This window comes from Streptomyces sp. NPDC085944, from assembly GCF_040686295.1.
GTDB lineage: Bacteria > Actinomycetota > Actinomycetes > Streptomycetales > Streptomycetaceae > Streptomyces > Streptomyces salinarius.
Map to the genome: position 1 here is coordinate 1 of NZ_JBFBJX010000032.1, position 24,137 is coordinate 24,137.

Here is a 24,137-nt window from a genome sequence, read left to right on the forward strand (position 1 = left end):
ACACCGGCCATCGAGACCCTGCGCGGCCTGCTCCTCGGCACCGGAATCGGCCACAACGGCTGGCTCGCCCTCGGCTGGTGCCTCGCCCTGACCGCGCTCGGCTACGTCTGGTCGAAGTCGGTCTTCAACCGCGGCGCGAAGTAACGCGGGCCGCGGCAGCACCACCCTGCGGCGCCGCCCGACACCCCGTCGGGTGGCGCCGTACGTCGTCAGAGAGGTGTCAAGGGCGAGCACGCCGCCGTATGGAAGCCATCAACGGCGGCCGAAAACGGTCGGAAGGGGGCTCTCATCTCCCTGTCAGCTTCTCCTCCGCACCTCACTAGGAGCTCGCGATGGCCGACGTGGCCTTCGTCGTCACCACGCTCGCGGTGTTCGCGCTCGTGGCCCTCGTCGCCAAGGGGGTGACGAAGCTGTGACCGCCGAGAACATCATCGGCCTGGTCGTGGCCGTCGCCCTGCTCGGCTACCTCGTCCTCGCCCTGATCCACCCGGAGAGGTTCTGAGCGCCGCATGAGCCCCGTCCTCTCCGGCGTGCTCCAGCTGCTCGCGCTCGTCGCCGCGCTGGCCCTCGCCCACATACCCCTCGGCACCTACCTGGCCAGGGTCTACTCCTCGCCCCGGCACCTGCGGGTCGAGAAATGGATCTACCAGGGCATCGGTGCCGACCCGGACACCGGGATGCGCTGGCCCGCCTACCTGCGCGGCGTCCTCGCCTTCTCCCTCGCCGGTGTCCTCTTCCTCTACCTGCTCCAGCGGCTCCAGGGCGTCCTGCCCGGCTCGCTCGGCTTCGCCTCCATCGACCCGGACCAGGCGTTCAACACCGCCGCGTCCTTCGTGTCCAACACCAACTGGCAGTCCTACTCCGGCGAGCAGGCCATGGGCCACGTCGTGCAGACCGCCGGTCTGGCCGTGCAGAACTTCGTCTCGGCGGCCGTCGGCATCGCCGTGGCCGTCGCCCTCGTGCGAGGCTTCGCGCGGTCCCGCACGGGTGAACTCGGCAACTTCTGGACCGACCTGGTCCGCGGTGTCGTCCGCGTCCTGGTGCCCCTCGCGGTCGTCGGCGCGGTGATCCTGGTGGCCTGCGGGGTCGTCCAGAACTTCTCCGGCATCCACGAGGTCGGACAGTTCTTGGGCGGCCCGCAGCAGTGGAACGGGGGAGCGGTCGCCTCGCAGGAGGTCATCAAGGAGCTGGGCACCAACGGCGGCGGCTACTTCAACGCCAACTCCGCCCACCCCTTCGAGAACCCGACGCCGTTCACCAACCTGTTCGAGATCTTCCTGCTCCTGCTCATCCCGGTCTCCCTGACCCGGACCTTCGGCGTCATGACCGGCTCGGTGCGCCAGGGCTACGCGATCCTCGGCGCGATGGCGGCCATCTGGGTCTCCTTCGTCGCCCTGATGATGTGGACCGAGTTCGCCCACCACGGCCCCGCGTTGCAGGCGGCCGGGGGCGCGACGGAGGGCAAGGAGCTCCGCTTCGGCATCGGCGGCTCGTCGCTCTTCGCGGTGTCGACCACCCTGACCTCCACCGGTGCCGTGGACTCCTTCCACTCCTCCTACACCGGACTCGGCGGCGGCATCACCATGCTCGGCATGATGCTGGGCGAGATCGCGCCCGGCGGGGTCGGGTCCGGGCTCTACGGCATGCTGGTCATGGCGGTCGTCGCCGTCTTCGTCGCCGGACTGATGGTCGGCCGTACGCCCGAGTACCTGGGCCGGAAGATCGGCACCCGCGAGATCAAGTACGCCGCCTGCTACATCCTGATCACCCCGGCCCTGGTGCTGGTCCTCACCGCCGCGGCGATGGCCCTGCCCACCCCGGGCGACTCGATGACCAACAGCGGGGCGCACGGCTTCTCCGAGATCCTGTACGCCTACACCTCCGCAGCCAACAACAACGGCTCGGCCTTCGCGGGCCTGAACGCCGACACCCAGTGGTTCAACACCACCCTCGGCCTCGCCATGCTGCTCGGCCGGTTCCTGCCGATGGTGTTCGTCCTGGCCCTCGCGGGCTCGCTCGCCGGGCAGCAGCCGGTACCGGCCACCGCGGGCACCCTGCGAACCGAGAAGCCGCTGTTCAGCGGCCTGCTGGTGGGTGCCGTCCTGATCATCACCGGCCTGACCTACTTCCCGGCCCTCGCCCTGGGCCCGCTCGCCGAGGGGCTGGCATGAGCACCGAGACACGGAACACCCTCTTCGACCCGAAGCAGCTGCTCGCGTCGCTGCCCGACGCGTTGCGCAAGCTCGACCCGCGGGTGATGGTGAAGTCGCCCGTCATGTTCGTCGTCCTCGTCGGCTCCGTGCTGACCACGGCCTTCTGCGTGACCGACCCCGGTGACGGGTTCGGCTGGGCGATCAGCGCCTGGCTCTGGCTGACCGTGCTCTTCGCCAACCTGGCGGAGGCGGTCGCCGAGGGCCGCGGCAAGGCCCAGGCCGACACCCTGCGCCGGGCCAGGACCGACACGGTCGCCCGCCGCGTCGACGGCACCACGGTCCCGGGCACCGACCTCACCGTGGGCGACCTGGTGGTCTGCGAGGCCGGGGACGTCATCCCGGGCGACGGCGACGTCGTCGAGGGCGTCGCCTCGGTCGACGAGTCGGCGATCACCGGGGAGTCGGCGCCCGTCATCCGCGAGTCCGGCGGCGACCGCAGCGCCGTCACCGGCGGGACCAAGGTGCTCTCCGACCGCATCGTCGTCCGGATCACCACCAGGCCGGGCGAGACCTTCATCGACCGGATGATCGGCCTGGTCGAGGGGGCGGCACGGCAGAAGACGCCGAACGAGATCGCGCTGAACATCCTGCTGGCCTCGCTGTCCGTCGTCTTCCTGCTGGCCTGCGCCACCCTGCCGTCGTTCGCCGACCACGCCGGCGTCCGCCTGGGCATGGTCGTGCTGGTGGCCCTGCTGGTCTGCCTCATCCCGACCACGATCGGCGCCCTGCTCTCCGCGATCGGCATCGCCGGCATGGACCGCCTGGTGCAGCGCAACGTACTGGCCAGGTCGGGCCGCGCCGTCGAGGCCGCCGGCGACGTCTCCACGCTGCTGCTCGACAAGACCGGCACGATCACGCTGGGCAACCGGCAGGCGGCCGCGTTCGTGCCGGTGCGCGGCACCACCGAGGCCGAGGTCGCCGACGCCGCCCAGCTCTCCTCGCTCGCCGACGAGACACCCGAGGGCCGCTCGGTCGTCGTCCTCGCCAAGGAGAAGTACGGCCTGCGCGAACGGCACCAGGGCGAACTCGTCGGCGCCGAGTGGGTCGCGTTCACCGCGCAGACCCGGATGTCCGGCGTGGACGTCGAGGGCCGCAAGGTCCGCAAGGGCGCGGCCGGTTCCGTCGTCGCCTGGGTCGAGGAGCGGGGCGGCACGGTCGCCGGGGACGCGGAGGCGGCCGTCCGGGGCATCTCCGAGGCCGGCGGCACGCCGCTGCTGGTCGCGGTGGAGGACGGGCGCGGTGCCCGGGTCCTCGGCGTGATCCATCTCAAGGACGTCGTCAAGCACGGCATGCGGGAGCGGTTCGAGGAGCTGCGCCGCATGGGCATCAGGACCGTCATGATCACGGGTGACAACCCGTTGACGGCCAAGGCGATCGCCGACGAGGCGGGCGTCGACGACTTCCTCGCGGAGGCCACGCCCGAGGACAAGATGGCGCTCATCAAGCGGGAGCAGGCCGGCGGCAAGCTGGTCGCGATGACCGGCGACGGCACCAACGACGCCCCGGCGCTGGCCCAGGCGGACGTCGGCGTGGCGATGAACACCGGCACGTCGGCCGCCAAGGAGGCCGGCAACATGGTCGACCTCGACTCCGACCCGACCAAGCTCATCGAGATCGTCGAGATCGGCAAGCAGTTGCTGATCACCCGTGGGGCGCTCACGACGTTCTCCATCGCCAACGACGTCGCCAAGTACTTCGCGATCATCCCGGCGCTCTTCGCGGCCGCCCACCCGGGCCTGGACAGGCTCAACATCATGGGGCTGTCCTCCCCGTCCTCCGCGATCCTGTCCGCGGTGATCTTCAACGCGCTCGTCATCGTCGTGCTGGTCCCGCTCGCGCTCAGAGGAGTGCGGTACCGGCCCATGAGCGCCGACCGGCTGCTGCGCCGCAACCTCGCCGTCTACGGACTGGGCGGTCTGATCGCCCCGTTCCTCGGCATCAAGCTCATCGACCTGATCGTCTCGCTCGTCCCCGGGATCGGCTGACCGACATGAACACTTCCCTCACCAACGCCGCCCGGCTGCTCGGGGCGGGCCTGCGCGCCCTGCTCGTCCTGACCGTGGTCACCGGCATCGTCTACCCGCTCGTCGTCACGGGCGTCGCGCAGGGGCTGTTCCCCGGCAAGGCGAACGGGTCGGAGGTCACGGCGGGCGGCGGGGTCGTCGGCTCGTCGCTCATCGGCCAGGCGTACGACCTGCCGCTCAAGGACGGACAGGAGACGCCGGAGCCGGACCTGAGGTGGTTCCAGGGGCGTCCTCAGAACGGTCTGGGCACCAACACCGTCAACACCCGGTACGCCCTCGTCCTGTCCGGCGCCACCAACCGCTCCGCCGACAACGCGGAGCTCGTGCGGTGGGTGAAGGAGGCCAAGGCGGCCGTCGTCGAGGACAACTCCGTGCCCGGCCACCCCGTGAAGCCGTCGGACGTGCCCGCGGACGCCGTCACCTCCTCCGGGTCCGGCCTGGACCCGCACATCTCCCCCGAGTACGCCGACCTCCAGGTGCGCCGGGTCGCCGAGCGCAACGACCTGCCCGTCGCACGCGTCCAACGGCTCGTCGACACGCACACCACGCCCCGCACCCTCGGCTTCATCGGCGAACCCCGGGTCAACGTGCTCGAACTGAACATCGCGCTCAAGGCCTTGAAGGGAGGGGCGGACGGTCACTGAGGCGCGCTCCCGTGGCCCGCCGCGCCCGGGGCAGGGACCGGTGCGACTACAATCCGGGCCATGCCCCTGACCGTGAGCGACGTCGAGCGGTTCGAGGCCTCCAGGCCCCGTCTGGAGGCCATCGCCTACCGCCTCCTCGGCTCCGCGAGCGAGGCCGAGGACGCCGTGCAGGAGACCTTCCTGCGCTGGCAGGCGGCCGACGTCGAACGCGTCGAGGTCCCCGAGGCCTGGCTGACGAAGGTCCTCACCAACTTCTGCCTCAACCAGCTCACGTCGGCCCGCGCACGGCGTGAGACCTACGTGGGCCAGTGGCTGCCCGAGCCGCTGTTCGCCGGCGACCCGATGCTCGGCCCGGCGGAGACGGCCGAACAGCGCGAGTCGGTCTCCTTCGCGGTCCTCGCGCTGCTGGAGCGGCTCTCACCGGGCGAGCGGGCGGTGTACGTCCTGCGCGAGGCGTTCCAGTACACGCACCGGGAGATCGCGGAGATCCTCGACGTCACCGAGGACGCCAGCCAGCAGACCCTGCACCGCGCCCGGAAGCACGTCGCACAGGGCAGGGCCCGCACGGAGATCGACGAGGCCGCGGCCCGGCGGATCGTCGACGAGTTCCTCGCGGCGGCCACCAGCGGCCGGACCGAACCGCTGGTCCGGCTGCTCACCCAGGACGCCGTGGCCATCGGCGACGGAGGCGGCAAGGTCCCGGCCCGCGCCAAGGCCTTCGAGGGCGCCCGCGCCGTGGCGACGTTCATGCGGGGTCTGTTCAAGCCCGGCAGGGCCAAGCGCGACCTGGTCGGCGGCAGCGCGGAGATCTACCCGGCCCTCGCCAACGGGGACCCCGCCGTGGTGGCCGTCGTGCACGGCCGGGTCGTCGGGGTCATGTGCCTGGAGGTCACGCCCGAGGGGATCGCGGCCTTCCGCAACCAGGTCAACCCCGACAAGCTCGAACGCGCCACGCGCCGGTGGGCGGCGACCGACCACGGAGAACCCCTGTTCCGGGCCTTCTGACGCCGGCTGACGTCTGCTGCCGCCTTCTGACGGACGTCGTCCGGTTCGGCAGGTGACGTACGTCACTTCCCACTCCTGTCAGGAAACGGCGGGCTGCCCGGTTCAAGGGGCGAGTCCCGCTGGAGAGCCGCAGCGGCCGGAGACAAGGGAGCACGTCATGCAGCACGCCACGCAACACCGCATCGTCGTCCTGGGCGCCGGATACGCCGGAGCCGTCGCCGCCGGGCGGCTCGCCCGGCGACTGCGCCGCGAGGACGCGGCCATCACCCTCGTCAACGCCGAGCCCCACTTCGTCGAGCGCGTCCGGATGCACCAGCTCGCGGTCGGCCAGGACCTCGCGCCCCGGCCGCTGGACGAGATGTTCGCGGGCACCGGCGTCGACCTGCGCATCGCGACGGTCACCGGTGTCGACGTCGACCGCAGGACCGTCGCCGTCACCGACCCCGACGGTCCCGCGGAACTGGCCTACGACACCCTCGTCCACGCCCTCGGCAGTACCTGGAACCACCAGGACGTGCCGGGTGCCGCGGAACACGCGCACGAGATCGCCGGCCGCCCGGGAGCCCTCCGGCTGCGCGCCCGCCTCGCCGGTCTGGAGGCCGGCCGGCCCGTGGTGGTGGTCGGCGGCGGGCTCACCGGCCTGGAGGCCGCGTCCGAGATCGCCGAGGCCCGCCCGGACCTCGACGTCGCGCTCACCGCCAGTGCCGGGCTCGGCGACTGGCTCTCCCCGAGGGGCCGCCGTCACCTGCGCAAGGTCTTCGGGGCCCTGGGCGTCACGGCGCACGAGAACGCCCGGGTCACCGAGGTCGCCGCGGACCACGTCGTCACGGCCGACGGGACGCGCGTCCCGGCCGAGGTCACGGTGTGGACCACCGGCTTCGCCGTCCACCCCCTGGCCAAGGCCACCGCGCTGGAGGTCACCGACTCGGGCCGGATCGTGGTCGACGGGACCATGCGCTCGGTGTCCCACCCGGACGTGTACGCCGTCGGCGACGCGGCCCTGGCGGCAGGCCCCGGCGGCAAGCCCCTGCGGATGTCGTGCGCCTCGGGCGTCCCCAGCGCCTGGCAGGCCGCCGACGCCGTCGCGGCCCGACTGACCGGCCGGAAGCTCCCGCAGACGACGCCGCGCTACTTCAACCAGTGCATCTCCCTGGGCCGCAGGCAGGGCCTGATCCAGTACGTCACCGCCGACGACCGTGCCGTGCGCGCGGCCCTGACCGGGCGGTTCGCCGCCCTCTACAAGGAAATCGTCTGCAAGTCGGCGGCGTGGGGCGTGGCCAACCCGACCCTCGGCGTCCCGACCCGCCGCCGTCCGGTCGCACCCGCGACCCCGGAGCCGGCCCCGGCAGTCTGAGCGACGGCCGCGCTCAGCGCACCGGGAACCCGAAGTCGTACCCCTGCTCCTGGAGCCGGGGCAGGACGCGCCGCAGCGCTTCGACGGTCTGGGTGCGGTCGCCTCCGGCGTCGTGGAAGAGGATCGTCGGCCCGTTCGGCAGCTCCCGCCGGACGGTGGCGACGATGGCGTCCGTGCCCGGCCGCTCGAAGTCCTTGGTGTCCACGTTCCAGCCCAGCGGACGCATGCCCCGGGACGCGGCGAGCCTGCGGCTGTAGGGGGTGAAGGCGCCGCCGGGCGCCCGGTAGTACATCGGCCGCACGCCGCCGGACGCCTGCGTGATCATGCGCTCGGCGTCGAGGATCTCTTTGGACTGGTAGGCCTCGGACTTCTTGTCCATCGTGGTGTCGTGCGACACCGAGTGGTCGCAAAGCCGGTGCCCGGCCGCGACGACGTCCCGCACGAGGTCCGGATGGGCCTGGGCCTGAAGGCCCGTCATGCAGAAGGTGGCCTTCACCCCGTACTGGTCGAGCAGGTCCAGTACCTGGGGCGTCCACGTGGGGTCGGGGCCGTCGTCGACGGTGATGTTGACGCCGTGCGGCCCCGCGTCCGAGGCGTGCGCGATGCCGATGTCGACCGGCTCGGCGTGCTGGCCCGGTGCGGCCGACGCGGCCGCCTTCGGCGCCGCACCGGCGTCGACGGACTGGGCCTGCGCGGTCCACACCGAGGCGCCGACGGCGAGCACCGTCACCCCGAGCGCCGCCCCGACCACCTTGCCGTACCAGCCCCGTCCGCCACCGTGCCGCGCCATGTCCGCCGCCCCGCCTTCGCGTAGTTCCTCGCCGCCGGTCCCCGACCACGACGGGGACCACATGGCAGGACGGGAGAAAACGGCCGCGGGATCCGTCCGTTACCGATCACGGACAATTCCGGGGAGGTTCGTGGACGACAGGACGCGTGGCCGGTGCGGACGCCCGCGCGGCGTCCAGTGCGCGAAGGACGCGGCGCAGGTCGCCGGGGGCTGCCGCGAGGCGGACCGGGGCGCCCGCGTCGTCGAGTTCGGCGACGTGCCAGCCGCGGGGGACGGTGTCGCCGTCGCCGCCGCGCGGGCGCCGTACGCGCTCGACGGTGAGCCGCCGCACCGGGATCGGCCGCGCCGCGAACCGCCCCGGGCCGGGGTGGGGTACGACCGCGGGCGGACCGTCGCCGAGCACGATGTGGGTGCCGAACCCGTTCGGGTTGTAGTCGGTGCTCTCCAGGAAGCGCGCGGCGAGGAACACGTCCTCGCCGGCCGACTCCTGGGGCTCCGCCTCGCAGGACGCGGCCGGGGAGGGCGCCCGGACGCGGGTCGCGCGCCAGGCCAGGACGAGCAGGCCCGAGGTGCCGGCCGTCCCCGCGGCCGCCCACGCGAGGGGGCCGGCGCAGGCCGGCGGCCCCGTCGGGTGGAGGTAGCAGAGCGGCACCAGCCACAGGGCCGTGGCGGCCAGGACGCCCAGAAACGGCAGCACCGACGGCAGCACCTCGTCGTCGGCGAGCCGACGCCCGCGCCGGTGCACCAGCAGCCGGGCGCCCGGCCAGCCGGCGCCGAGGGCGAGCAGGGCCGCGACGACGGCCACCGACTCGGCGCTGGTGAAGTGCTCCCGCCAGACGTGGTGTTCCCCGGCGACCACCCTCACCTGGCTCCGCCACAAGGTGAGTTCGACGTGGTCACCGGCCCGGAACCCCTTCGCTCCCTCCTGCGAGACGGTGAGCCGGTCCAGGGGCCGGTCACCGGCGAAGTACAGCCGACTGGCCTGCTTCCCCCTCCCCACCTCGGTCCGTTCGATCACGGCGTCCAGCGTGGTCAGGCACTCGCCGCGCTCGGCGGACGGCGTCCCGGCGGCACACGGGACGGCCGACGTCCACGCCTCCTTCGTCGCCCCGACGACCGGCACCAGCCACGCGGCCGACCCCGCCCCCGCGAGCAGCAGCACGCACAGGACCAGCGGCACGGCGACCCCGCGCCCGGCGGTGCGTCGCGAGATGACGGCGAGGTGGTCCGACTCCGGTTCCCCGTAACGACGGTGCAGCGTTTGCAGCGCGTCCAGTGTCGCGTCGAAGTCCGGCCGGTCCGTCCCGGATCCGGACACCGGCAGGGGCAGCCGCCGCCTCCGGCCGTCGCGCAACAGCATGTCGACGCGCAAGTACTGCTCCCCGTACCGCCCGTACTGGATGTGGACGCGCAGATCGGCGACGTCGTGCCACGGCACGCTCCGGCGGCGGCGCAACCGTGAGCCGCAGTGCACGCCGTACGCGTCCGCGCTCACCCGAAGGGTGATCCCGTGGAGGGACGCGATCCCCAGCAGAGCGGCCGACAGCCCGCCGCCCACCCACCAGTCCGCCCACTGGCCCGAGTACAGCAGGCGACCCGCCGCCACCACGGCCCCGGCCGCGCCCAGTCCGACGAAGACCCACAGGGCCTGCGCGTGCAGGGGGCGGCAGATCACTTCCTCGCCCTCGGTCATGTGCGCAGCGTGCCACCGCCCGCACCGCGGCCGCCTGTACGGCACCCGGCAGTCTTCCGGCCCGCGAGGCTGCCGGGGGCCGGTGGGAGGGCGGGGCGTGAGGGCCGGGCCGGCCGGGGAGGCGGCCCCGGCGACCCCCGGCTGATGACATGCGTCACACAAAAAGTGCGGCCTACGCGGGCAACTGTGCCCTTGTGCGCGACTTGTCCGCGCGCCGCCGCGCCTTTTCCGGTACGGCCGCGAAAAGTCACCTGGGTCGGTGATCAGGCAGGTCATACGATCGCGTGGGTGTCGTCCCGCGTGAGCACTCCGCAGGCACGGCGCCCCTCACACCTTTCGCCACCCGATCAGGGGTCCATGTGAAGATTCGCCGTGTTCTCGCAACCGCCGTCGCCGCCGCCGTGATCTCCCCGGTCGCCCTCCTGTCAGCCGCCCCGGCCTTCGCCGGCGAGAAGCCCGCCGCGCAGCAGACGCAGGAGGCGAAGCCGACGATCGAAGAGCTCGAGCAGGCCGTCGACCGCGCGCAGAAGGAGTACGACGCCGCCGTCGTCGCGGTGAACGACGCCATCAGGTTCCTCACCGAGGACATGGCGGCGGACACCTACCCGGCCAAGGCCGCGGTCATCGAGACCGAGCAGGCCGCCGCGGCCGCCGCCCGGGCCAAGACCGAGGCCGACCAGGCCGTCGTGGACGCCCGGGCCAAGCTGGAAGCCGCCGCCACCGACGAGGACAAGGCCGCCGCGCAGACGGCGCTGGACGAGGCCGAGAAGGCCGCCGAGGAGGCCGCGGACGCCAAGACCGCCGCCGACGCCAAGGCCACCGGGGCGAGCACCGCCTACGACGACGCCCGCGTGGAGCAGGCGCGGAAGATCGGCCTGCTCCAGAAGGCGAAGAAGGAGGCCAAGGCGAAGCTGACCGACGCCGAGAAGGCCCTCGCGGACGCCAAGGCCGCCGCCGAAGAGGGAGAGGAAGACGGGGAGAACGGTGAGGACGGAGAGGAGCCGGTCGCCGACTGCGTCCCCGAGCCCGGGCTCACCGCCGTCGTCACCGGCCTGCCGGACAAGGTCGTCGGCGGCACCACGGAGTCCTTCACCCTCCGCGTCACCAACGGCACCGGCGAGACGATGGACGCGGTGTACCCGTACGTGGGCGTCCACGCCTTCGACGTCAAGGGCCTCAAGGAGCTCAACTCCTACCTGGACCTGGAGTGGTCCACCGCCGCGAACCCGACCTGGCGCGACGCCGACCTGATCGACGCGACCTCGCTGGGCTCCCTCAGGGCGAAGGCCTCCGTCGACGTCAAGCTGCGGCTGAAGGTCGACCCGGACATCCCGGCGGGCCAGGGCGCCGCGTTCGTCACCGCCGACTACGTCAACGAGGACGGCTCCTGCGGCGGTTACCCGGACCTCGACCACCACGAGTTCCAGATCCTGGCCAAGTCCGACGACGGCGGTGACACCCCGGGCAAGGACGACGGCACCAAGGACGAGTCCGGCGACCGCACCACCGAGCAGGGCGGTGCGTCCACCACTGCGGTGAACACGTCCGGCGGCAGTGGCGGCGGCTCGTTGGCCCACACGGGTTCCGGCGACGCCCTGCCGAAGGTCGGCCTCGCGGGCGGCGCGGCGCTCGTCCTCGGCGCGGGCGCGGTCCTCGTCGCCCGCCGCCGCAGGACGACCACCGAGTCCTGACCGCCCCGACACCACCGGCCGTCGCCCCCCTCGCGCAAGGGGGGGCGTCGGCCGCGCCCCTTCGTCCCGCGGTCAGACGCGCGGTCCGAGGAACAGGCCGCCGCTCGCGTCGATGACCTGCCCGGTGATCCAGCGCGCCGCGTCGGAGGCGAGGAACGCGACCACGTCGGCGACGTCCTCGGGCCTGCCCAGCCGGTCGAGCGCCGTCGTGCCGGCGATGAGTTCCGCCAGGCCCGGTGCTGCGAAGGACGCCCCGTTGGTCGCGGTCCGGGTGGCGCCGGGAGCAACCGCGTTCACCGTGATCCCCCGTACGCCCAGCTCGTTGGCCGGTGTCCTGCTCATGGTCTCGACCGCTCCCTTCGTCATGGCGAAGGAGGTCTGGGAGGGGTTGGCCATCCGGGTCGCCACGGACGAGACCGTGATGACGCGGCCACCGTCGGGGAGCAGGTCCAGCGCGCGTCGGACGATGAAGTACGGCGCTCGCACGTCGACCGCGAAGAGGTGGTCGAACTCCCCCGGCGCAGCCTCTGGTCCGCCGTATCAGCAGTGCGCTCGTCGCCGCGGCCACGACGCATTCCTGCTCGCCCGCCGCCGGCTGATGATCTCGACGCCCGCCCTGCGAGCCAGGCACCTGGACAGCCACGACGCCCTTCAGCAAGCGATCGTCGACGCCCTGGGGGACGAGGTCACCGATCCCGATGCGGAGTTCCGCGCCCGATTGGCGGCCGGCGCCTGTCTGGCCGCCGTGCACACGGCCTTGGTGCGCTGGGCCGAGGACGGAGCCAGGAGGGAGAAGCCGCGGAAGTGGCGGGCCCTGCCTGCGACACCTGCCGTTCGGCACCTCGCCAGGTCGCCTCTGCCGTCCTGGATGTGTAGGTTTGTCACGCGGTGTATCACTGCCGAGTGCGCCCGGGTCGTGCCGGCGCCTACGAGCCATGCAGGCGAGGGCCGTATGTTCGACTTGAGCGCGCCGATTGTGGCCATGTTCCTCGTGTATGTGGCCGCCATGATCGGAATGGGCGTCTGGGCCTACGCCCGCACGCACACGTTCACCGACTTCGCCCTCGGAGGCCGCAGGCTCGGCGCGCCCGTCGCCGCCCTGTCCGCGGGGGCCAGCGACATGTCCGGCTGGCTGTTCCTCTCGCTCCCGGGAGCGGTGTACGCGGCCGGAGTCGGCGCCGGCTGGCTCGCCGCCGGTCTGGTGGCCGGTACCTACCTCAACTGGCTCTTCGTCGCGCCGAGGCTGCGCACGTACACCGAGCGCGCCGAGAACGCCGTAAGCCTGTCGGCGTATCTCGAAGAGCGGTTCGAGGACCGGACCCGGGCGCTCCGGACGACCTCGGCCGCGGTCACCCTGGTCTTCTTCACGGTGTACGTCGCCAGTGGGCTGGTGGCCGGCGGCCTGCTCGTCGACAACGTGTTCGACCTCCCCTTCGGGCTCGGAGTGTCCCTGACCGCCCTGTTGATCGTCATCTACTCGTGTCTGGGCGGCTTCCTCGCCGTGAGCCACACGCACGTCCTGCAGGGCACGCTGATGCTGCTGGCCCTGGTGGTGCTCTCGCTGACCGGTGTCGTGGCCCTCGGCGGCTTCGGAGAACTCGGCGACGCCCTCACCCGCAGGACACCGGGGCTGCTCGAACTGGGGACCGACGTCCACTACACGGACGGCCGGTGGTCGGCAGGCGGGCCGCTCGGCGCCGTCGCCGTCGTCTCGCTGCTCGCCTGGGGACTGGGCTACTTCGGCCAGCCGCACATCCTGGCCCGCTTCATGGGCATCCGCAGCGTCCGTGCCATCCCCGCGGCCCGCCGGATCGGCACGCTGTGGGTCGTCGTCGTACTGAGCGCCGCCACGCTCGTCGGACTCGTCGGGATCGCACGGCTCGGCACACCGCTGGCCGAGCCGAACACCGTGTACATCGTCCTGAGCCGGACCCTGCTCAACCCCTGGATCGCCGGGCTGATGCTGATCGCCGTACTGGCGGCGATCATGTCGACCGCGGACAGTCAGCTCCTCGTGTCGTCCGTCGCGCTCACGGAGGACTTCTACCACGCCCTGTTCAACCGTCGGGCCCCGGACCGGGTGTTGGTGTGGGTGGGGCGCGGCGCCGTCGTCGTGGTGATCCTGATCGCCTGTGTGATCGCCCTGAGAGCCGACGGGCTGCTGAGCATCGTCGCCTACGCGTGGGCGGGCTTCGGAGCCGCCTTCGGTCCGGTCGTGCTGCTCTCGCTGTACTGGCCGCGCATGAGCTGGGCGGGCGCCATGGCCGGGATCGTGGCGGGTGCGGCGACCGTGCTGCTCTGGGAGAGGATCAATCCACTGCTGGGCCCGCTCGAGTCGGACGTCTACGAGATGGTTCCGGGCGTGCTGGCCGCCACCCTCGCCGCACTGGTCTTCGGCAGGTTCGTCGGCCGCCCGCCGAAACGCGCCTTCTGGCGGATGCCGGGCGGCGGGGTGAACCAGCTGATGATGGCCCCCTTCCTCACCCACGTACCGGTGGGCATCGCCGTCCTCGACACCGACCTGCGCTACGTCTGGGTGAACCGGCCGCTGGACCGCATGGTCCCGCTCGCGCAGCGGCTGGGGAAGGAGGCGCGGGAGGTACTGCCCCGGGCGAACGCCGAGGAGTTCGAGGAGTGCATGCGGACCGTTCTCGAGACCGGGCGCCCGGTGACGGACCACGAGTTCCGCGGCCCGGGCCCGACCGACCCCCTCCAGGAACGGGCCTACTCCGCGTCCTTCTTCGCCATGCGGGACCGCCAGGACCGGCAGGTGGGCGTCTGGTACATGATCATCGATGTCACCGAGCGCTGGCGGGCCCAGGAGCGCCTGGCCCTGCTGAACGACGCCGGCGCCCGCATCGGCGGCACCCTGGACGTGACGCGGACCGCGCAGGAGCTGGCCGACGTGGCCGTGCCGTCCCTCGCAGACCTGGTCGCGGTCGACCTGCTGGACGCGGTCATGCGGGGGGAGGAACCGGCTCCCGGGCCCGTGGGCATGACCCCGGTCCTCCGTCGCGCGGCACGGCGCTCGGTGCGCGAGGACTGGCCGGAGGCGACCCTGGCCGTGGGAGAAACGGTACGGCGTGCGCCCTCGGCGCCCGTGACCCGGTGCCTGCTGGAGGGCAGGACCCTGGTGGAGCCGGTCATGGACCCCGCCACCAGCGCCTGGGTGACCGAGGACCGGTCCCTGGGCGACTCCGTCCTGGCGTTCGGCCTCCGCTCGCTGATGGTGGTGCCCGTGCGGGCCCGCGGCGTCACCCTGGGCGTCGCGACGTTCGCCCGGTCCCGTGCGGCGTGGGCCTTCGAGGAGGACGACGTGCGCCTCGCCGAGGAACTCGTCGCCCGCGCGGGGGTGAGCATCGACAACGCGCGCCGCTACCACCGGGAGCGCACCGCGGCCCGTTCCATGCAGAGCTCCCTGCTCCCGAACAGGCTGACGGGCGGGTCGGCCCTGGATGTCACGTCCTGGTACCTCCCGGCGGACGCGCCCAGCGGTGTGGGCGGCGACTGGTTCGACGCCATCCCGCTCTCCGGGGCCCGGGTCGCGCTCGTCATCGGTGACGTCGTCGGCCACGGCATGAACGCGGCGATCGCCATGGGGCGCCTGCGCACCGCGGTCCGCACGCTCGCCAACCTGGACCTCGCCCCGGACGAGGTGCTGGCCCACCTGGACGACCTGGTCATCGGCCTCATCGGGGGAGACGACGGCGCCGAGCGGGAGCAGGACGGTGGCGGGACGGTGGGAGAGGCGTTCCTGGGAGCCACCTGCCTGTACGCCGTGTACGACCCGGTCAGCAGGTGCTGCACGCTGGCCCGGGCCGGCCACCTCCCGCCCCTCGTCGTCCGTCCGGACGGACGGACCGATCTTCTGGACCTGCCCGCCGGACCGCCCCTCGGGCTGGGGTACCTCCCCTTCGAGTCCGTCGAGCTGGAGCTGCCCGTGGGCAGCCTCATCGCCCTGTGCACCGACGGCCTCGTCGAGAGGCGCGACCGGGACATCGATGTGGGGCTCTCCCTCCTCGGTACCGCCCTGGCGCGGGGCGGACAGACGCTGGAGGAGGCGGGCCGCCGCGCGGTCGACACCCTGCTCGCGGAGCCACCGCCCGACGACTCGGCGCTGCTGCTCGCCCGGACCAGGGCCCTGAGTCCCGACCGGGTCGCGTCCTGGGACCTGCCCAGGGACCCGGCCGCCGTGGCGCAGGCCCGTGACCTCGCCGAAGGGAGGCTGGCCGAGTGGGGCCTGGACGCGCTGGCCTTCACCACCGAGCTCATCGTCAGCGAACTGGTCACCAACGCCATCCGTCACGCGTCCGGCCCCGTCCTGCTCCGCCTGATCCTGGACCGCGGACTGATCTGCGAGGTCTCGGACTCCAGCAGTACCTCCCCGCGGCTGCGCCATGCCCGGACCACCGACGAAGGCGGCCGGGGGCTGCTGATCGTCTCCCATCTCGCCCAGCGCTGGGGTACGCGCTACACGGCGACCGGCAAGACGATCTGGACCGAGCAGGTCACCCCCGCCGGGACGCCCGCCCCGGGGGACCGGCCGGACGCCGGCGCCGGCACCGGGACCGACCCGAGCACGCCGTCTCGTTCGTGAGGTCCCCGGGCCCCACCGCGCCCCGTGCGCGCCGCACCGCTCATACGGTCCTCCCGTTCCTGCCGAGGATCGCGCAGTGGCTCTGCCGGGTCACAGCTCGTACCGCTCCCCCACCCCGCCCCTCTCGTCGGACAAGGGCAAGCACCCGGCAGGGGGCTGTCCCCACCCCCGAGCCGGGCGATCACCCCCTCGCGGCGCGCACCACCCCTCCGACATGCTGAACCAGCCTGGACGGAGCGGGCTTGAAGGCCCGCTCCACGGGCCACCGTAGTCCGCGGTGGTCTTTCCGGCCGTCAAGGAGGAACACGTGATCAAGCACAGGGGTGCACTGGGCGGGGTCCTCACGCTGGCCGTGGCGATCGGCGTCGCGGCAGGCGCGCTGCCGGCCGGCGCCGCCACCGCCGCGCCCACGGTCAAGCGCACCGCCGCACAGCCCGCCGCCATCACTCACGACGCCCAACTGCGTGCGCTCATGCACCGGCTGACCACGGCCGACGGGGCGCCCGGCGCGCTGCTGCGAACACAGAACCGGCACGGCACCAGGGTGCTGACCGGCGGCGTCGCGGACATCAACAGCCATGCCCCCGTGGCGCGCGACAGCAGATTCCGAATCGGCAGCATGACCAAACCCTTCGTGGCCACGGTCGTGCTCCAACTGGTGGGAGAACATCACGTCGCCCTCGACGCACCCGTGGCGCGCTACCTGCCCGATCTCTTCCGCGGCCACGACGCTCACGACCGGCAGATCACCGTCCGTCAGCTGCTCCAGCACACCAGCGGCCTGCCCGACTACCTCGACGTCCTCGACCCGGCGGAGATCCTCAAGGACCCGCTCGCCCACCACGACGCCCGCGACCTGGTCGACCTCGCCCTGGCCCGGCCCCGGACGTCCGAGCCCGGCGAGGGCTGGCGCTACTCCAACACCAACTACCTGATTGCCGGGATGCTCATCGAAAGAGTGACCCGCAACCCATACGGCGAGGAGATCAGCCGACGCATCATCAAGCCACTGCACCTGAGTCAGACCTCCCTGCCGGGCGACGCCACCACGATCGCCGGCCCGCATCCCCGCGGCTACGTGCGCCCCGGCGAGGGCGCACCGCTGATGGACCTCACCGAGCTGAACCCGTCGATCGCGGGAGCCTCCGGCGAGATGATCTCCAGCGCCGACGACCTCAACCGCTTCCTCGGCGCACTGGTCGGCGGCAGGCTGCTGCGCCCGGCCCAGCTCGGGGCGATGATGCAGACCCGCCCGACCGGCGACAAGGGCCGGGAGTACGGCCTCGGCCTGGAGAGGAAGGAGCTGACTCCCTGCGGCGGCGTGTACTGGGGCCACGGCGGCGACATCTTCGGCTACCAGACCGCGGGCGGCGCCACCACCCGCGGCAGTCAGGCCACGGTGATGGCCAACGTCGACCCGGGCGGCACGGACGCGCAGGACGACGACATGGAGGCCGCCGTCCAGACCGCCCTGTGCGAGGGCCGTCCCGGGTGGCGACCGTGAAGGTGCTCACGGCGGGCTGGTGACGGATCGTCGAACCGAGGGCCGCTGGGTGGGCCGGGGGGATCGGTCCGCAACAGCTGTGTCGGCAATCGTGGAACGGGCTTCGGGATTCCGGCGCCTGGTCCGCGAGCGTCTCGGGGCCGCGGAGACGCCCCCGGGCGAGTTGCAGCGCGTCCGGCTCACGGCAGGTTCCCCGCCCGTCGCCCGCTGTTGTGATCAACTTTGTGCGTTTCATTGACATTCCACCCAGGAGACCTACCGTTGGGAGCGCTCCCATAACAGCCTTGCAACTGGAAGGAGTTCCCCCCACATGCGCACACAGAGTCCGTTAACCGGGCGTTCGCGGTCACCCCTCCGTCGCCCGTTCCAGGCGCTCGTCGTCCTGTTCGCCGTGGTGGTCGGCGCACTGACCTGGTCGGCCCCCGCCCAGGCTCACGGCACCATCGTCGACCCAGCCTCCCGGGCGTACCAGTGCTGGAAGACGTGGGGCAGCAACCACACGAACCCGGCCATGCAGACCGAAGATCCCATGTGTTGGCAGGCCTTCCAGGCCAACCCCGACACCATGTGGAACTGGATGAGCGCGCTCCGCGACGGCCTCGGTGGCCAGTTCCAGGCGCGGACCCCCGACGGGACGCTCTGCAGCAACAACCTCTCGAGGAACGCCAGCCTGGACAGGCCCGGGCAGTGGAAGACCACCACCGTCGGCAACAACTTCTCGGTCCACCTGCGCGACCAGGCGTCCCACGGTGCCGACTACTTCAAGGTCTACGTGAGCAAGCAGGGCTTCGACCCCACGACCCAGACACTGGGCTGGGGCAACCTCGACTTCATCACGCAGACCGGCCGTTTCGCGCCGGCGCAGGACATCACGTTCCCCGTCCAGACCTCCGGCTACACCGGACACCACATCATGTTCGTGATCTGGCAGGCCTCGCACCTCGACCAGGCCTACATGTGGTGCAGCGACGTGAGCTTCGGCTGAGCCGGGGAGCGCCGCACAAGGCACCGGCCTGAGGGGCAGTGGTCGGGCGGTCCCAGCGACGTATCCGTGCTCTCCGCGTGGTCCGCTTCCGAGTGCATGAGGCGCGGAGGGCCGACGAAGGGCCAGCGGCAAAACACCAAACCCCAGGTCGCTGACCTGGGGTTTCGTGTGAAGCGGGGGACGAGGAGCAGGCCGTTGGTGAGCTGGAAGTGGTCCAGGTGATCGGTGGCAACGGGTGGGGCCCGTCCCGACCGGCGCGGCAGCCGGTGCTCAGGTGCCTGGTCTCCGGGTGGCGGGGACGGCGGCGAGGGAGCCGAGGAGAGTGAGGGCGTCGCTGCTGGGGGAGCCGGGTTCGGCGTGATAGACGACGAGTTCCTGGCCCGGAGCGGAGCGGACGTCGAAGGTCTGCATGGTCAGGGTGAGCGGGCCGACCTCGCGGTGGGCGAGGCGCTTGCGTTCCAGGGCCGACAGCAAGAAGGCCCAGGTCGCTGATCTGGGCCTTCTCCAAGTAGCGGGTGACGAGATGCGCATACCGACCCCGGAGCCAGCTCGGACCGTCACGGCCTGTCACGTTCCGGCGGGGTGCCGACGCCGCCCCCCGGCAGGGCGTCAGGCCGAGTTGTGGCGCGCGCCGCCCTCGACGTGGATCGTCTCGCCGGAGACGAAGCCCGCTCGCAGGAGCCACATCACCGTGTCGACGACATCGTCCGTGCTGCCGTGACGTCCCACGAAGGTCCTGGCCGCGCTCCTGCTCAGCACATCGGCCTTCTTCTCCCCGAGCCGGTCCCACGCGCCGGAGTCCACGACACCGGGCGAGACGGCGTTGACGCGCACCGGCGCCAGATCCGCCGCCAGATGGCGCGCGGCATACTCGACCGCGCCGTTGGTGACTCCCTTGACCAGTGATCCCGGCCCGGGACGCCAGCCGACCACACCGGAGAAGAGCACCATCGACCCGGTAGGCCGCAGTACCGGCGCGAAGTGCTTGGCCATCAGCATCGGGCCCGCCACCTTCGCCGTGAACGCGGCCAGCAGGCTGTCGCGGTCCAGTTCGGTGGCGCGCACGTCGTGCGGCGCCGAACCGGTCGTCACGATGTGGTCGACTCCCTCACCCAAGCGCTCCGCCGCAGCCGCGATCGTCGACTCGTCCTGCAGGTCGATCCGCACCGCCATGGCGCCGATCTCGCCTGCCTGCGCCTCGGCCGCGGCCAGGTCGCGGGCACCGATCGCCACCTCGTAACCGTCCTCCGCCGCACGCCTCGCGACGGCCGCACCGAGTGCCCGTGCGCCGCCGACGACCAGGATCCGCTCCATGTGTTTCCCCGCCCTCTCGTAGGATCGGGTGAACGGTATAGATGTGATACCGGTATCTTCAACGAAACCGGGGGCAGCCATGGGCAAGGCGTACGACGTGATGGCGGAGTCCTGCCCGAGCCGCACGGTGCTGCACCGAATCGGCGCCCGTTGGACCGTGTTCGTCGTCAACGCCCTTGAGGAAGGGCCTCGCCGTTTCAGCGAACTGAAGGGCCACATCAGGGGCATCACGTCGAAGGCCCTGACCGAGACCCTGCGCTCACTGGAGGCCGACGGCCTGATCAGCCGTCACGAGTACGACGAGAACCCGCCCCACGTCGAGTACACCCTGACACCGCTGGGCCGCTCCCTGCTCGTGCCCCTGCGGGCCGTGCGGCTCTGGGCCGAAGAGCATGTCCCGGACATCGAGATGGCCCGGGCCCGCCGACAGGCGCTCTGACCCATGTCCGCTCCGCCGGTGGACGGCGGTGGCCCGAACACCCCGGGCGGTGGCAGGCAGGCAGTAGTACGTCTCGCCGCGAGGCCCGGCGTCGGGACCTGAGGTTTCGCATGGAGCGGGTGACGAGAATCGAACTCGCGATCTCAGCTTGGGAAGCGACGGCGCTCGGGAGACCACTCGGCGGCTGACCTGCCTCTTTGAGCTCCAACGGGATCGCTCGTGACGTGCTGACGGCCCGCTGATGCCCGTGGTTGTCCGCTCCTAAGGGCACGCTATGGGCACGATGCCTGGGGACGGAGTACTGAGCGTCTCCCCGCGGGTTGGGCCGCGAGAAGTGGTTCCTTCGCCTTTCTGGGCCGAAGGCTTCATTGCAAGCGCACACCGCTCGGTTGGCTCGAGATGTATGGCTCTTGCGGCGTACCCGAAGGGTGTAGGTGGTTCCTTCGGCGTTGCCGTGGGAGCCGCACGCTGCAGCTTGACCAAGGGCCCGGTCCGCGGTGATCACGGTCGATGTCCCAGCGGCCGTGAGGGAGAGGAAGCCTGTCCCGAAACGGGACAAGAGCTTTGTCCCGACTCGGGACACGCCGCCCGTCGCGAAACGGGACACACAACCAGAGTCCTCACGGCGCAGTTCAGTCCTTCATCAACGTCCCCCGGAGGAAGGAAGCACTGCTAACCAGTGAAGGCTTCGACGAGGGTCCACACGGCCAGGGCGGCCATGCACAGGCCGCCGAACCGCTGAACCGTCTTCAAGGGGACGCGCTTGGCGATGAAGCGGCCTGCGAGCAGGGCGAGGGCGGAGACGGACATGAGGGCGGCGGCGGAGCCGATGGCGGTGGGCAGCCAGCCGTTGGTGGCGGCGAGGTTGGCGGTGGTGATCTGGGTGAGGTCGCCCCACTCGCTGATGAAGACGGCCATGAAGGCCGTGGTGTAGACGGGCCAGAAGCCGGTGACGGTCTTGGCTCCGTTCTCGTCGTCATCGTCGCCGCCGCTGCGCAACAGGACGATGGCGCCGAAGGCGAACAGGGCGGCGGAAACTAGCTTGACCGCAATGTCGGGAAGCAGGCTGAGGAGGCTGCCGGCGCCGACGGCGATGGTGACGTGGACGATGAACGCAGTCGAGGTGCCGAACCACACGTACAGGGGGCGCATGCGGGTGCCCATGGCCAGGGAGGCGAACATCGTCTTGTCGGGGAGTTCGGCGAGGAAGATGAGCCCGAAGGCAGTGAGCATCGCCAGGGGGTCGAAGGTCATCCCGGTACTTTCTGCTGGGCCGGGCCTCCGGTTCGCGCAGCACCTGTGAGGGCGGCGAGAACCTGTTCGGCCCGGCACGACGGAACGGCCCGCACGGATGTGCGGACACGGTGGTCATGCATGGCCGAAGGTCTCGTCCGCCGCGGCAGTGCTGCCGGGGCCCGATGGCCGGGACGGACAATCCGTCCAGTATGTCGACCAGCGGTATTGCGGGACTACTCCCCTTCGCTGCTCTCCATTCTAAACAGACGGCAAAGGCGGTCTGAGACCGCGGGACCATGATGCGGAATTCCGGGGACCTCGCGCACCTGGCAATGACCAGCCGTGCGGCGCTGCCCGTCGCTGGGGCACCGGCAGCCGGTTGTGCGACTCAAGATCGCTTTCCCGGTGGCAGGAGGCGTGGACGAGGGGGTCATGTGCGGGGACTGCCGGCGGCAGGGCGCGGGGTGTTCAGGCCGAGGTGGGCGACGGCGGGGTCGGTTTCCCACCAGGGGCGCATCATCTCTCCGCGGTCGTCTTCGCCGGCGGGGGAGGTGGTGTGCCGGTCGAGGGCGGCGTCGATGGCGGCAGCGGTGCGCTGGTCGTGGCGGCGGGCCTGGCGGAAGACGATGACGAGGTAGGGGACGCCGATGGCGTGGCCCAGGACCCAGTAGGCGCCGCCGCCGGTCTGCTCGTCGAGTGAGAGGGGCATGCCCCAGGGGCGGTTGAGCGTGGCGTAGTAGTCGCGGGCGATGTCCGCACCCATGGCGTAGATGAGGCAGAGTCCCAGGACGGCGTTGAGGAGGACCTCGGCGAAGGCGAGGAAGAGAGAGACCACCGGGGAGTACCGGCTGGGGACCGGGTCCAGTTGCAGGCGGCTCCAGTAGTAGAGGAAGCCGACGGTGATCAGCAGCAGGCCGGAGGCGGTGTCCACGGCGGGGTTGCGCAGCATGGCCGGCAGCCAGCCGGTGAAGAACACCACCCAGGGCAGTCCCATGAACAGCACGGCGCCGGTGGCCGGGTGGGCCAGGGCCCGTATCGGGCGGCTGCGGAAGACGCTGCGGGCCCGGGCGGTGTGGCGGGCCGGGAGGAGTGCGGCGGCCAGGGAGAGGGGGCGGGTCAGGGCGGCGAACAGGGGGACGATCATGAACAGGGCGGTGAGCTGGACGGCCCGCACCCAGAAGAGGGTGTCGGCGTAGGTGCCGATGAAGGACATGGTGACCAGGGCGGTGCTGGCGAGTGTGGCCGCGAACGCGGTGCTGCGGCGCAGTGGCCAGGGGTGGCCGTGGCGGCGTGCGGTGATCACGGCGCTGACGTAGGCGGCGGTGATCACCGCGAAGGCGAGCAGCAGGGCCGGGCCGGCGTGCCAGGTGGTGAGCATGCGGGAGACGGTCAGTTCCGGTGGCCCGTGGTAGCCGGCGTCGGGCGTCATGGGGAGATGCTCCTGTCCTTGTGGTGAGGAGTACGGCTGGCGGCGGGCTGATCAGTGCTCGTGGGGGCCTGGTCGGTGGGTGGGTCCGTGAGTGTCCTCGGTGTCGCCGTGGGGCTGGGGGTGTTCGGTGATCTGCAGCAGGTCTTCCCGGTCGTCTTCGCCGAGGTGGTCGACTTGGAGGGTGGTGTGGGTGATGTCCCAGCGTTCGCGCAGTTGTTGCTGCAGGGTGCGGCGTACGGCGTGGCAGTCTCCGCCGGGGGTGACCAGGACGTGGGCGGACAGGGCCGGTCGGCCGGAGGTGATCTGCCAGATGTGCAGATCGTGGACTTCGGCGACCTGGTCGGCGGCGGCCAGGGCGTCGCCGACGGTGTCGGGATCGATGTCGGCGGGGGCGGCTTCGAGGAAGATGCGGCCGGAGGCTCGGATCAGGCCGGTGCCGGCTTTGAGCATCAGGGCGACGACGACCAGGGAAGCAAGCGCGTCCGCGCGAAGGAAGCCGGTGGTCAGCACGATCAGTCCGGCGACGGCTGTGCCGATGAACGCGAAGAGGTCGTTGAGGATGTGCTGGAAGGCGCCTTCGACGTTCAGCGAGGTGCGGTTGGCCCGGGAGATGCACCAGCTGGCTGCGACGTTGACGGCGATGCCCACGAGGGCGGTGATGAGGACCAGGCCGCCCTCGACCGGTGGGGGACTGATCAGGCGTCGGACGGCTTCGTAGCCGAGCCAGACGGCCAGGAGGACCAGGGTGAGGCCGTTGGCCTGGGCGGAGAGGATTTCGGCCCGTTTGAGTCCGAAGGTGTAGCCGCCGCGAGCGGGGCGGGCGGCCAGCCGCATCGCCACGAGGGCCAGCGTGAGGGAGGCGGCGTCGGTGAGCATGTGCGCGGCGTCCGAGAGCAGCGCGAGTGAGCCGGCCGCCAGACCGACGGCGACCTCCGCGGCCATGAACGCGACGATCAACACCAAGGCGGTGATGAGCCAGCGCCGGTCGGGGTCGGCCGCGAGACCGTGGGAGTGCCCGCCGCCCCCCTCGGCGTGGGTGCTGCCGGAGCCGGAAGAGGAGTGGTCGTGGTCGGGCACAGGACCTCCTGAGTGATCACGGCAGCGGGCTCGGCCACGAAGTGAACCGCAGCGGACCGCCGGCGTGCAAAGCCTGCAACGGCATCGGTTTCCACTCCCACCACCGAAGCACCTGACCTGGGGTTTCGTAGTCCCGGGCCGT

17 protein-coding genes and 4 pseudogenes are annotated in these 24,137 nt (G+C 71.7%); 13 read left to right on the forward strand and 8 right to left on the reverse strand.

Features of this window, described 5'->3' with window-relative positions; genetic code table 11:
• From AB0P07_RS35065 to AB0P07_RS35095, 7 genes and pseudogenes are all read left to right on the forward strand, one after another.
• A pseudogene (locus tag AB0P07_RS35065) lies at positions 1–144 on the forward strand (ABC transporter permease); the annotation flags it as partial.
• Positions 145–412: 268 nt separating this feature from the next.
• Positions 413–502 (forward strand): K(+)-transporting ATPase subunit F, encoded by a 90-nt coding sequence (gene kdpF, locus AB0P07_RS35070; protein WP_365558072.1) that lies wholly within the window; start codon positions 413–415, stop codon positions 500–502.
• A 7-nt stretch (positions 503–509) separates the two neighbouring features.
• Positions 510–2,171: a potassium-transporting ATPase subunit KdpA gene (gene kdpA, locus AB0P07_RS35075; RefSeq protein WP_365558074.1), complete on the forward strand. Its 1,662-nt coding sequence runs from the start codon at positions 510–512 to the stop codon at positions 2,169–2,171.
• Complete coding sequence (gene kdpB, locus AB0P07_RS35080; RefSeq protein ID WP_365558078.1) at positions 2,168–4,198, forward strand: potassium-transporting ATPase subunit KdpB; 2,031 nt, start codon at positions 2,168–2,170, stop codon at positions 4,196–4,198. The genes kdpA and kdpB overlap by 4 nt, the downstream gene beginning before the upstream one ends.
• Positions 4,199–4,203: 5 nt before the next feature.
• Positions 4,204–4,881: a potassium-transporting ATPase subunit C gene (locus tag AB0P07_RS35085; RefSeq protein WP_365558080.1), complete on the forward strand. Its 678-nt coding sequence runs from the start codon at positions 4,204–4,206 to the stop codon at positions 4,879–4,881.
• 60 nt (positions 4,882–4,941) lie between these two features.
• Positions 4,942–5,886, forward strand: a complete 945-nt coding sequence (sigJ, locus tag AB0P07_RS35090; RefSeq protein ID WP_365558083.1) for an RNA polymerase sigma factor SigJ — start codon at positions 4,942–4,944, stop codon at positions 5,884–5,886.
• A gap of 157 nt (positions 5,887–6,043) precedes the next feature.
• The gene (locus AB0P07_RS35095) at positions 6,044–7,240 is read left to right on the forward strand and encodes an FAD-dependent oxidoreductase (RefSeq protein ID WP_365558086.1); all 1,197 of its coding nucleotides are present in this window, start codon (positions 6,044–6,046) and stop codon (positions 7,238–7,240) included.
• A 13-nt stretch (positions 7,241–7,253) separates the two neighbouring features.
• Here AB0P07_RS35095 and AB0P07_RS35100 read toward each other — a convergent pair whose 3' ends face one another.
• Both AB0P07_RS35100 and AB0P07_RS35105 read right to left on the reverse strand, forming a co-directional pair.
• Entirely contained in the window at positions 7,254–8,030 is a 777-nt protein-coding gene (locus AB0P07_RS35100; protein WP_365558139.1) for a polysaccharide deacetylase family protein, read from the reverse strand.
• A gap of 106 nt (positions 8,031–8,136) precedes the next feature.
• Positions 8,137–9,723 (reverse strand): PH domain-containing protein, encoded by a 1,587-nt coding sequence (locus AB0P07_RS35105; RefSeq protein ID WP_365558089.1) that lies wholly within the window; start codon positions 9,721–9,723, stop codon positions 8,137–8,139.
• Positions 9,724–10,082: 359 nt separating this feature from the next.
• On the opposite strand from AB0P07_RS35105, the gene AB0P07_RS35110 reads away from it, so the two are divergent.
• On the forward strand, positions 10,083–11,414 hold the full coding sequence (locus tag AB0P07_RS35110) for a peptidase (protein WP_365558091.1): 1,332 nt from the start codon (positions 10,083–10,085) through the stop codon (positions 11,412–11,414).
• A gap of 72 nt (positions 11,415–11,486) precedes the next feature.
• On the opposite strand, the pseudogene AB0P07_RS35115 reads toward AB0P07_RS35110, so the two are convergent.
• Positions 11,487–11,924: pseudogene (locus AB0P07_RS35115) on the reverse strand (SDR family oxidoreductase); the annotation flags it as partial.
• Here AB0P07_RS35115 and AB0P07_RS35120 point away from each other — a divergent pair.
• The 4 genes and pseudogenes from AB0P07_RS35120 to AB0P07_RS35135 all read left to right on the forward strand — a co-directional run.
• A pseudogene (locus AB0P07_RS35120) lies at positions 11,881–12,183 on the forward strand (hypothetical protein); the annotation flags it as partial. The pseudogenes AB0P07_RS35115 and AB0P07_RS35120 overlap by 44 nt on opposite strands.
• Positions 12,184–12,366: 183 nt before the next feature.
• On the forward strand, positions 12,367–16,011 hold the full coding sequence (putP, locus tag AB0P07_RS35125; protein ID WP_365558142.1) for a sodium/proline symporter PutP: 3,645 nt from the start codon (positions 12,367–12,369) through the stop codon (positions 16,009–16,011).
• 307 nt (positions 16,012–16,318) lie between these two features.
• Entirely contained in the window at positions 16,319–17,515 is a 1,197-nt protein-coding gene (locus AB0P07_RS35130) for a serine hydrolase domain-containing protein (protein WP_365558094.1), read from the forward strand.
• A 310-nt stretch (positions 17,516–17,825) separates the two neighbouring features.
• Positions 17,826–18,500, forward strand: a complete 675-nt coding sequence (locus tag AB0P07_RS35135; RefSeq protein WP_365558096.1) for a lytic polysaccharide monooxygenase — start codon at positions 17,826–17,828, stop codon at positions 18,498–18,500.
• Positions 18,501–18,770: 270 nt separating this feature from the next.
• Here the strand turns inward: AB0P07_RS35135 and AB0P07_RS35140 are convergent.
• Together AB0P07_RS35140 and AB0P07_RS35145 are read right to left on the reverse strand one after the other, a co-directional pair.
• A pseudogene (locus AB0P07_RS35140) lies at positions 18,771–18,959 on the reverse strand (transcriptional regulator); the annotation flags it as partial.
• Between the two features lie 150 nt (positions 18,960–19,109).
• Positions 19,110–19,895, reverse strand: coding sequence for an SDR family oxidoreductase (locus tag AB0P07_RS35145; RefSeq protein ID WP_365558098.1), 786 nt, complete (start codon positions 19,893–19,895; stop codon positions 19,110–19,112).
• On the opposite strand from AB0P07_RS35145, the gene AB0P07_RS35150 reads away from it, so the two are divergent.
• Positions 19,894–20,253, forward strand: a complete 360-nt coding sequence (locus AB0P07_RS35150; protein ID WP_365558100.1) for a helix-turn-helix domain-containing protein — start codon at positions 19,894–19,896, stop codon at positions 20,251–20,253. The genes AB0P07_RS35145 and AB0P07_RS35150 overlap by 2 nt on opposite strands.
• Before the next feature lie 672 nt (positions 20,254–20,925).
• Here AB0P07_RS35150 and AB0P07_RS35155 read toward each other — a convergent pair.
• From AB0P07_RS35155 to AB0P07_RS35165, 3 genes are all read right to left on the reverse strand, one after another.
• The gene (locus AB0P07_RS35155; RefSeq protein WP_365558102.1) at positions 20,926–21,507 is read right to left on the reverse strand and encodes a TMEM165/GDT1 family protein; all 582 of its coding nucleotides are present in this window, start codon (positions 21,505–21,507) and stop codon (positions 20,926–20,928) included.
• A 412-nt stretch (positions 21,508–21,919) separates the two neighbouring features.
• Positions 21,920–22,918 carry a cytochrome c oxidase assembly protein gene (locus AB0P07_RS35160; protein ID WP_365558104.1) on the reverse strand — a complete coding sequence of 333 codons (999 nt, stop codon included), beginning with the start codon at positions 22,916–22,918 and terminating at the stop codon, positions 21,920–21,922.
• Positions 22,919–22,969: 51 nt separating this feature from the next.
• On the reverse strand, positions 22,970–23,995 hold the full coding sequence (locus tag AB0P07_RS35165) for a cation diffusion facilitator family transporter (RefSeq protein WP_365558106.1): 1,026 nt from the start codon (positions 23,993–23,995) through the stop codon (positions 22,970–22,972).
• Positions 23,996–24,137 lie beyond the last annotated feature (142 nt).

Coding starts and splice junctions, on each gene's coding strand:
- kdpA (WP_365558074.1), top strand. CDS start 510: ATGAGCCCCGTCCTCTCCGGCGTGCTCCAGCTGCTCGCGCTCGTCGCC.
- kdpB (WP_365558078.1), top strand. CDS start 2,168: ATGAGCACCGAGACACGGAACACCCTCTTCGACCCGAAGCAGCTGCTC.
- AB0P07_RS35085 (WP_365558080.1), top strand. CDS start 4,204: ATGAACACTTCCCTCACCAACGCCGCCCGGCTGCTCGGGGCGGGCCTG.
- sigJ (WP_365558083.1), top strand. CDS start 4,942: ATGCCCCTGACCGTGAGCGACGTCGAGCGGTTCGAGGCCTCCAGGCCC.
- AB0P07_RS35095 (WP_365558086.1), top strand. CDS start 6,044: ATGCAGCACGCCACGCAACACCGCATCGTCGTCCTGGGCGCCGGATAC.
- AB0P07_RS35100 (WP_365558139.1), bottom strand. CDS start 8,030: ATGGCGCGGCACGGTGGCGGACGGGGCTGGTACGGCAAGGTGGTCGGG.
- AB0P07_RS35105 (WP_365558089.1), bottom strand. CDS start 9,723: ATGACCGAGGGCGAGGAAGTGATCTGCCGCCCCCTGCACGCGCAGGCC.
- putP (WP_365558142.1), top strand. CDS start 12,367: ATGTTCGACTTGAGCGCGCCGATTGTGGCCATGTTCCTCGTGTATGTG.
- AB0P07_RS35135 (WP_365558096.1), top strand. CDS start 17,826: ATGCGCACACAGAGTCCGTTAACCGGGCGTTCGCGGTCACCCCTCCGT.
- AB0P07_RS35150 (WP_365558100.1), top strand. CDS start 19,894: ATGGGCAAGGCGTACGACGTGATGGCGGAGTCCTGCCCGAGCCGCACG.
- AB0P07_RS35145 (WP_365558098.1), bottom strand. CDS start 19,895: ATGGCTGCCCCCGGTTTCGTTGAAGATACCGGTATCACATCTATACCG.
- AB0P07_RS35155 (WP_365558102.1), bottom strand. CDS start 21,507: ATGACCTTCGACCCCCTGGCGATGCTCACTGCCTTCGGGCTCATCTTC.
- AB0P07_RS35160 (WP_365558104.1), bottom strand. CDS start 22,918: ATGACGCCCGACGCCGGCTACCACGGGCCACCGGAACTGACCGTCTCC.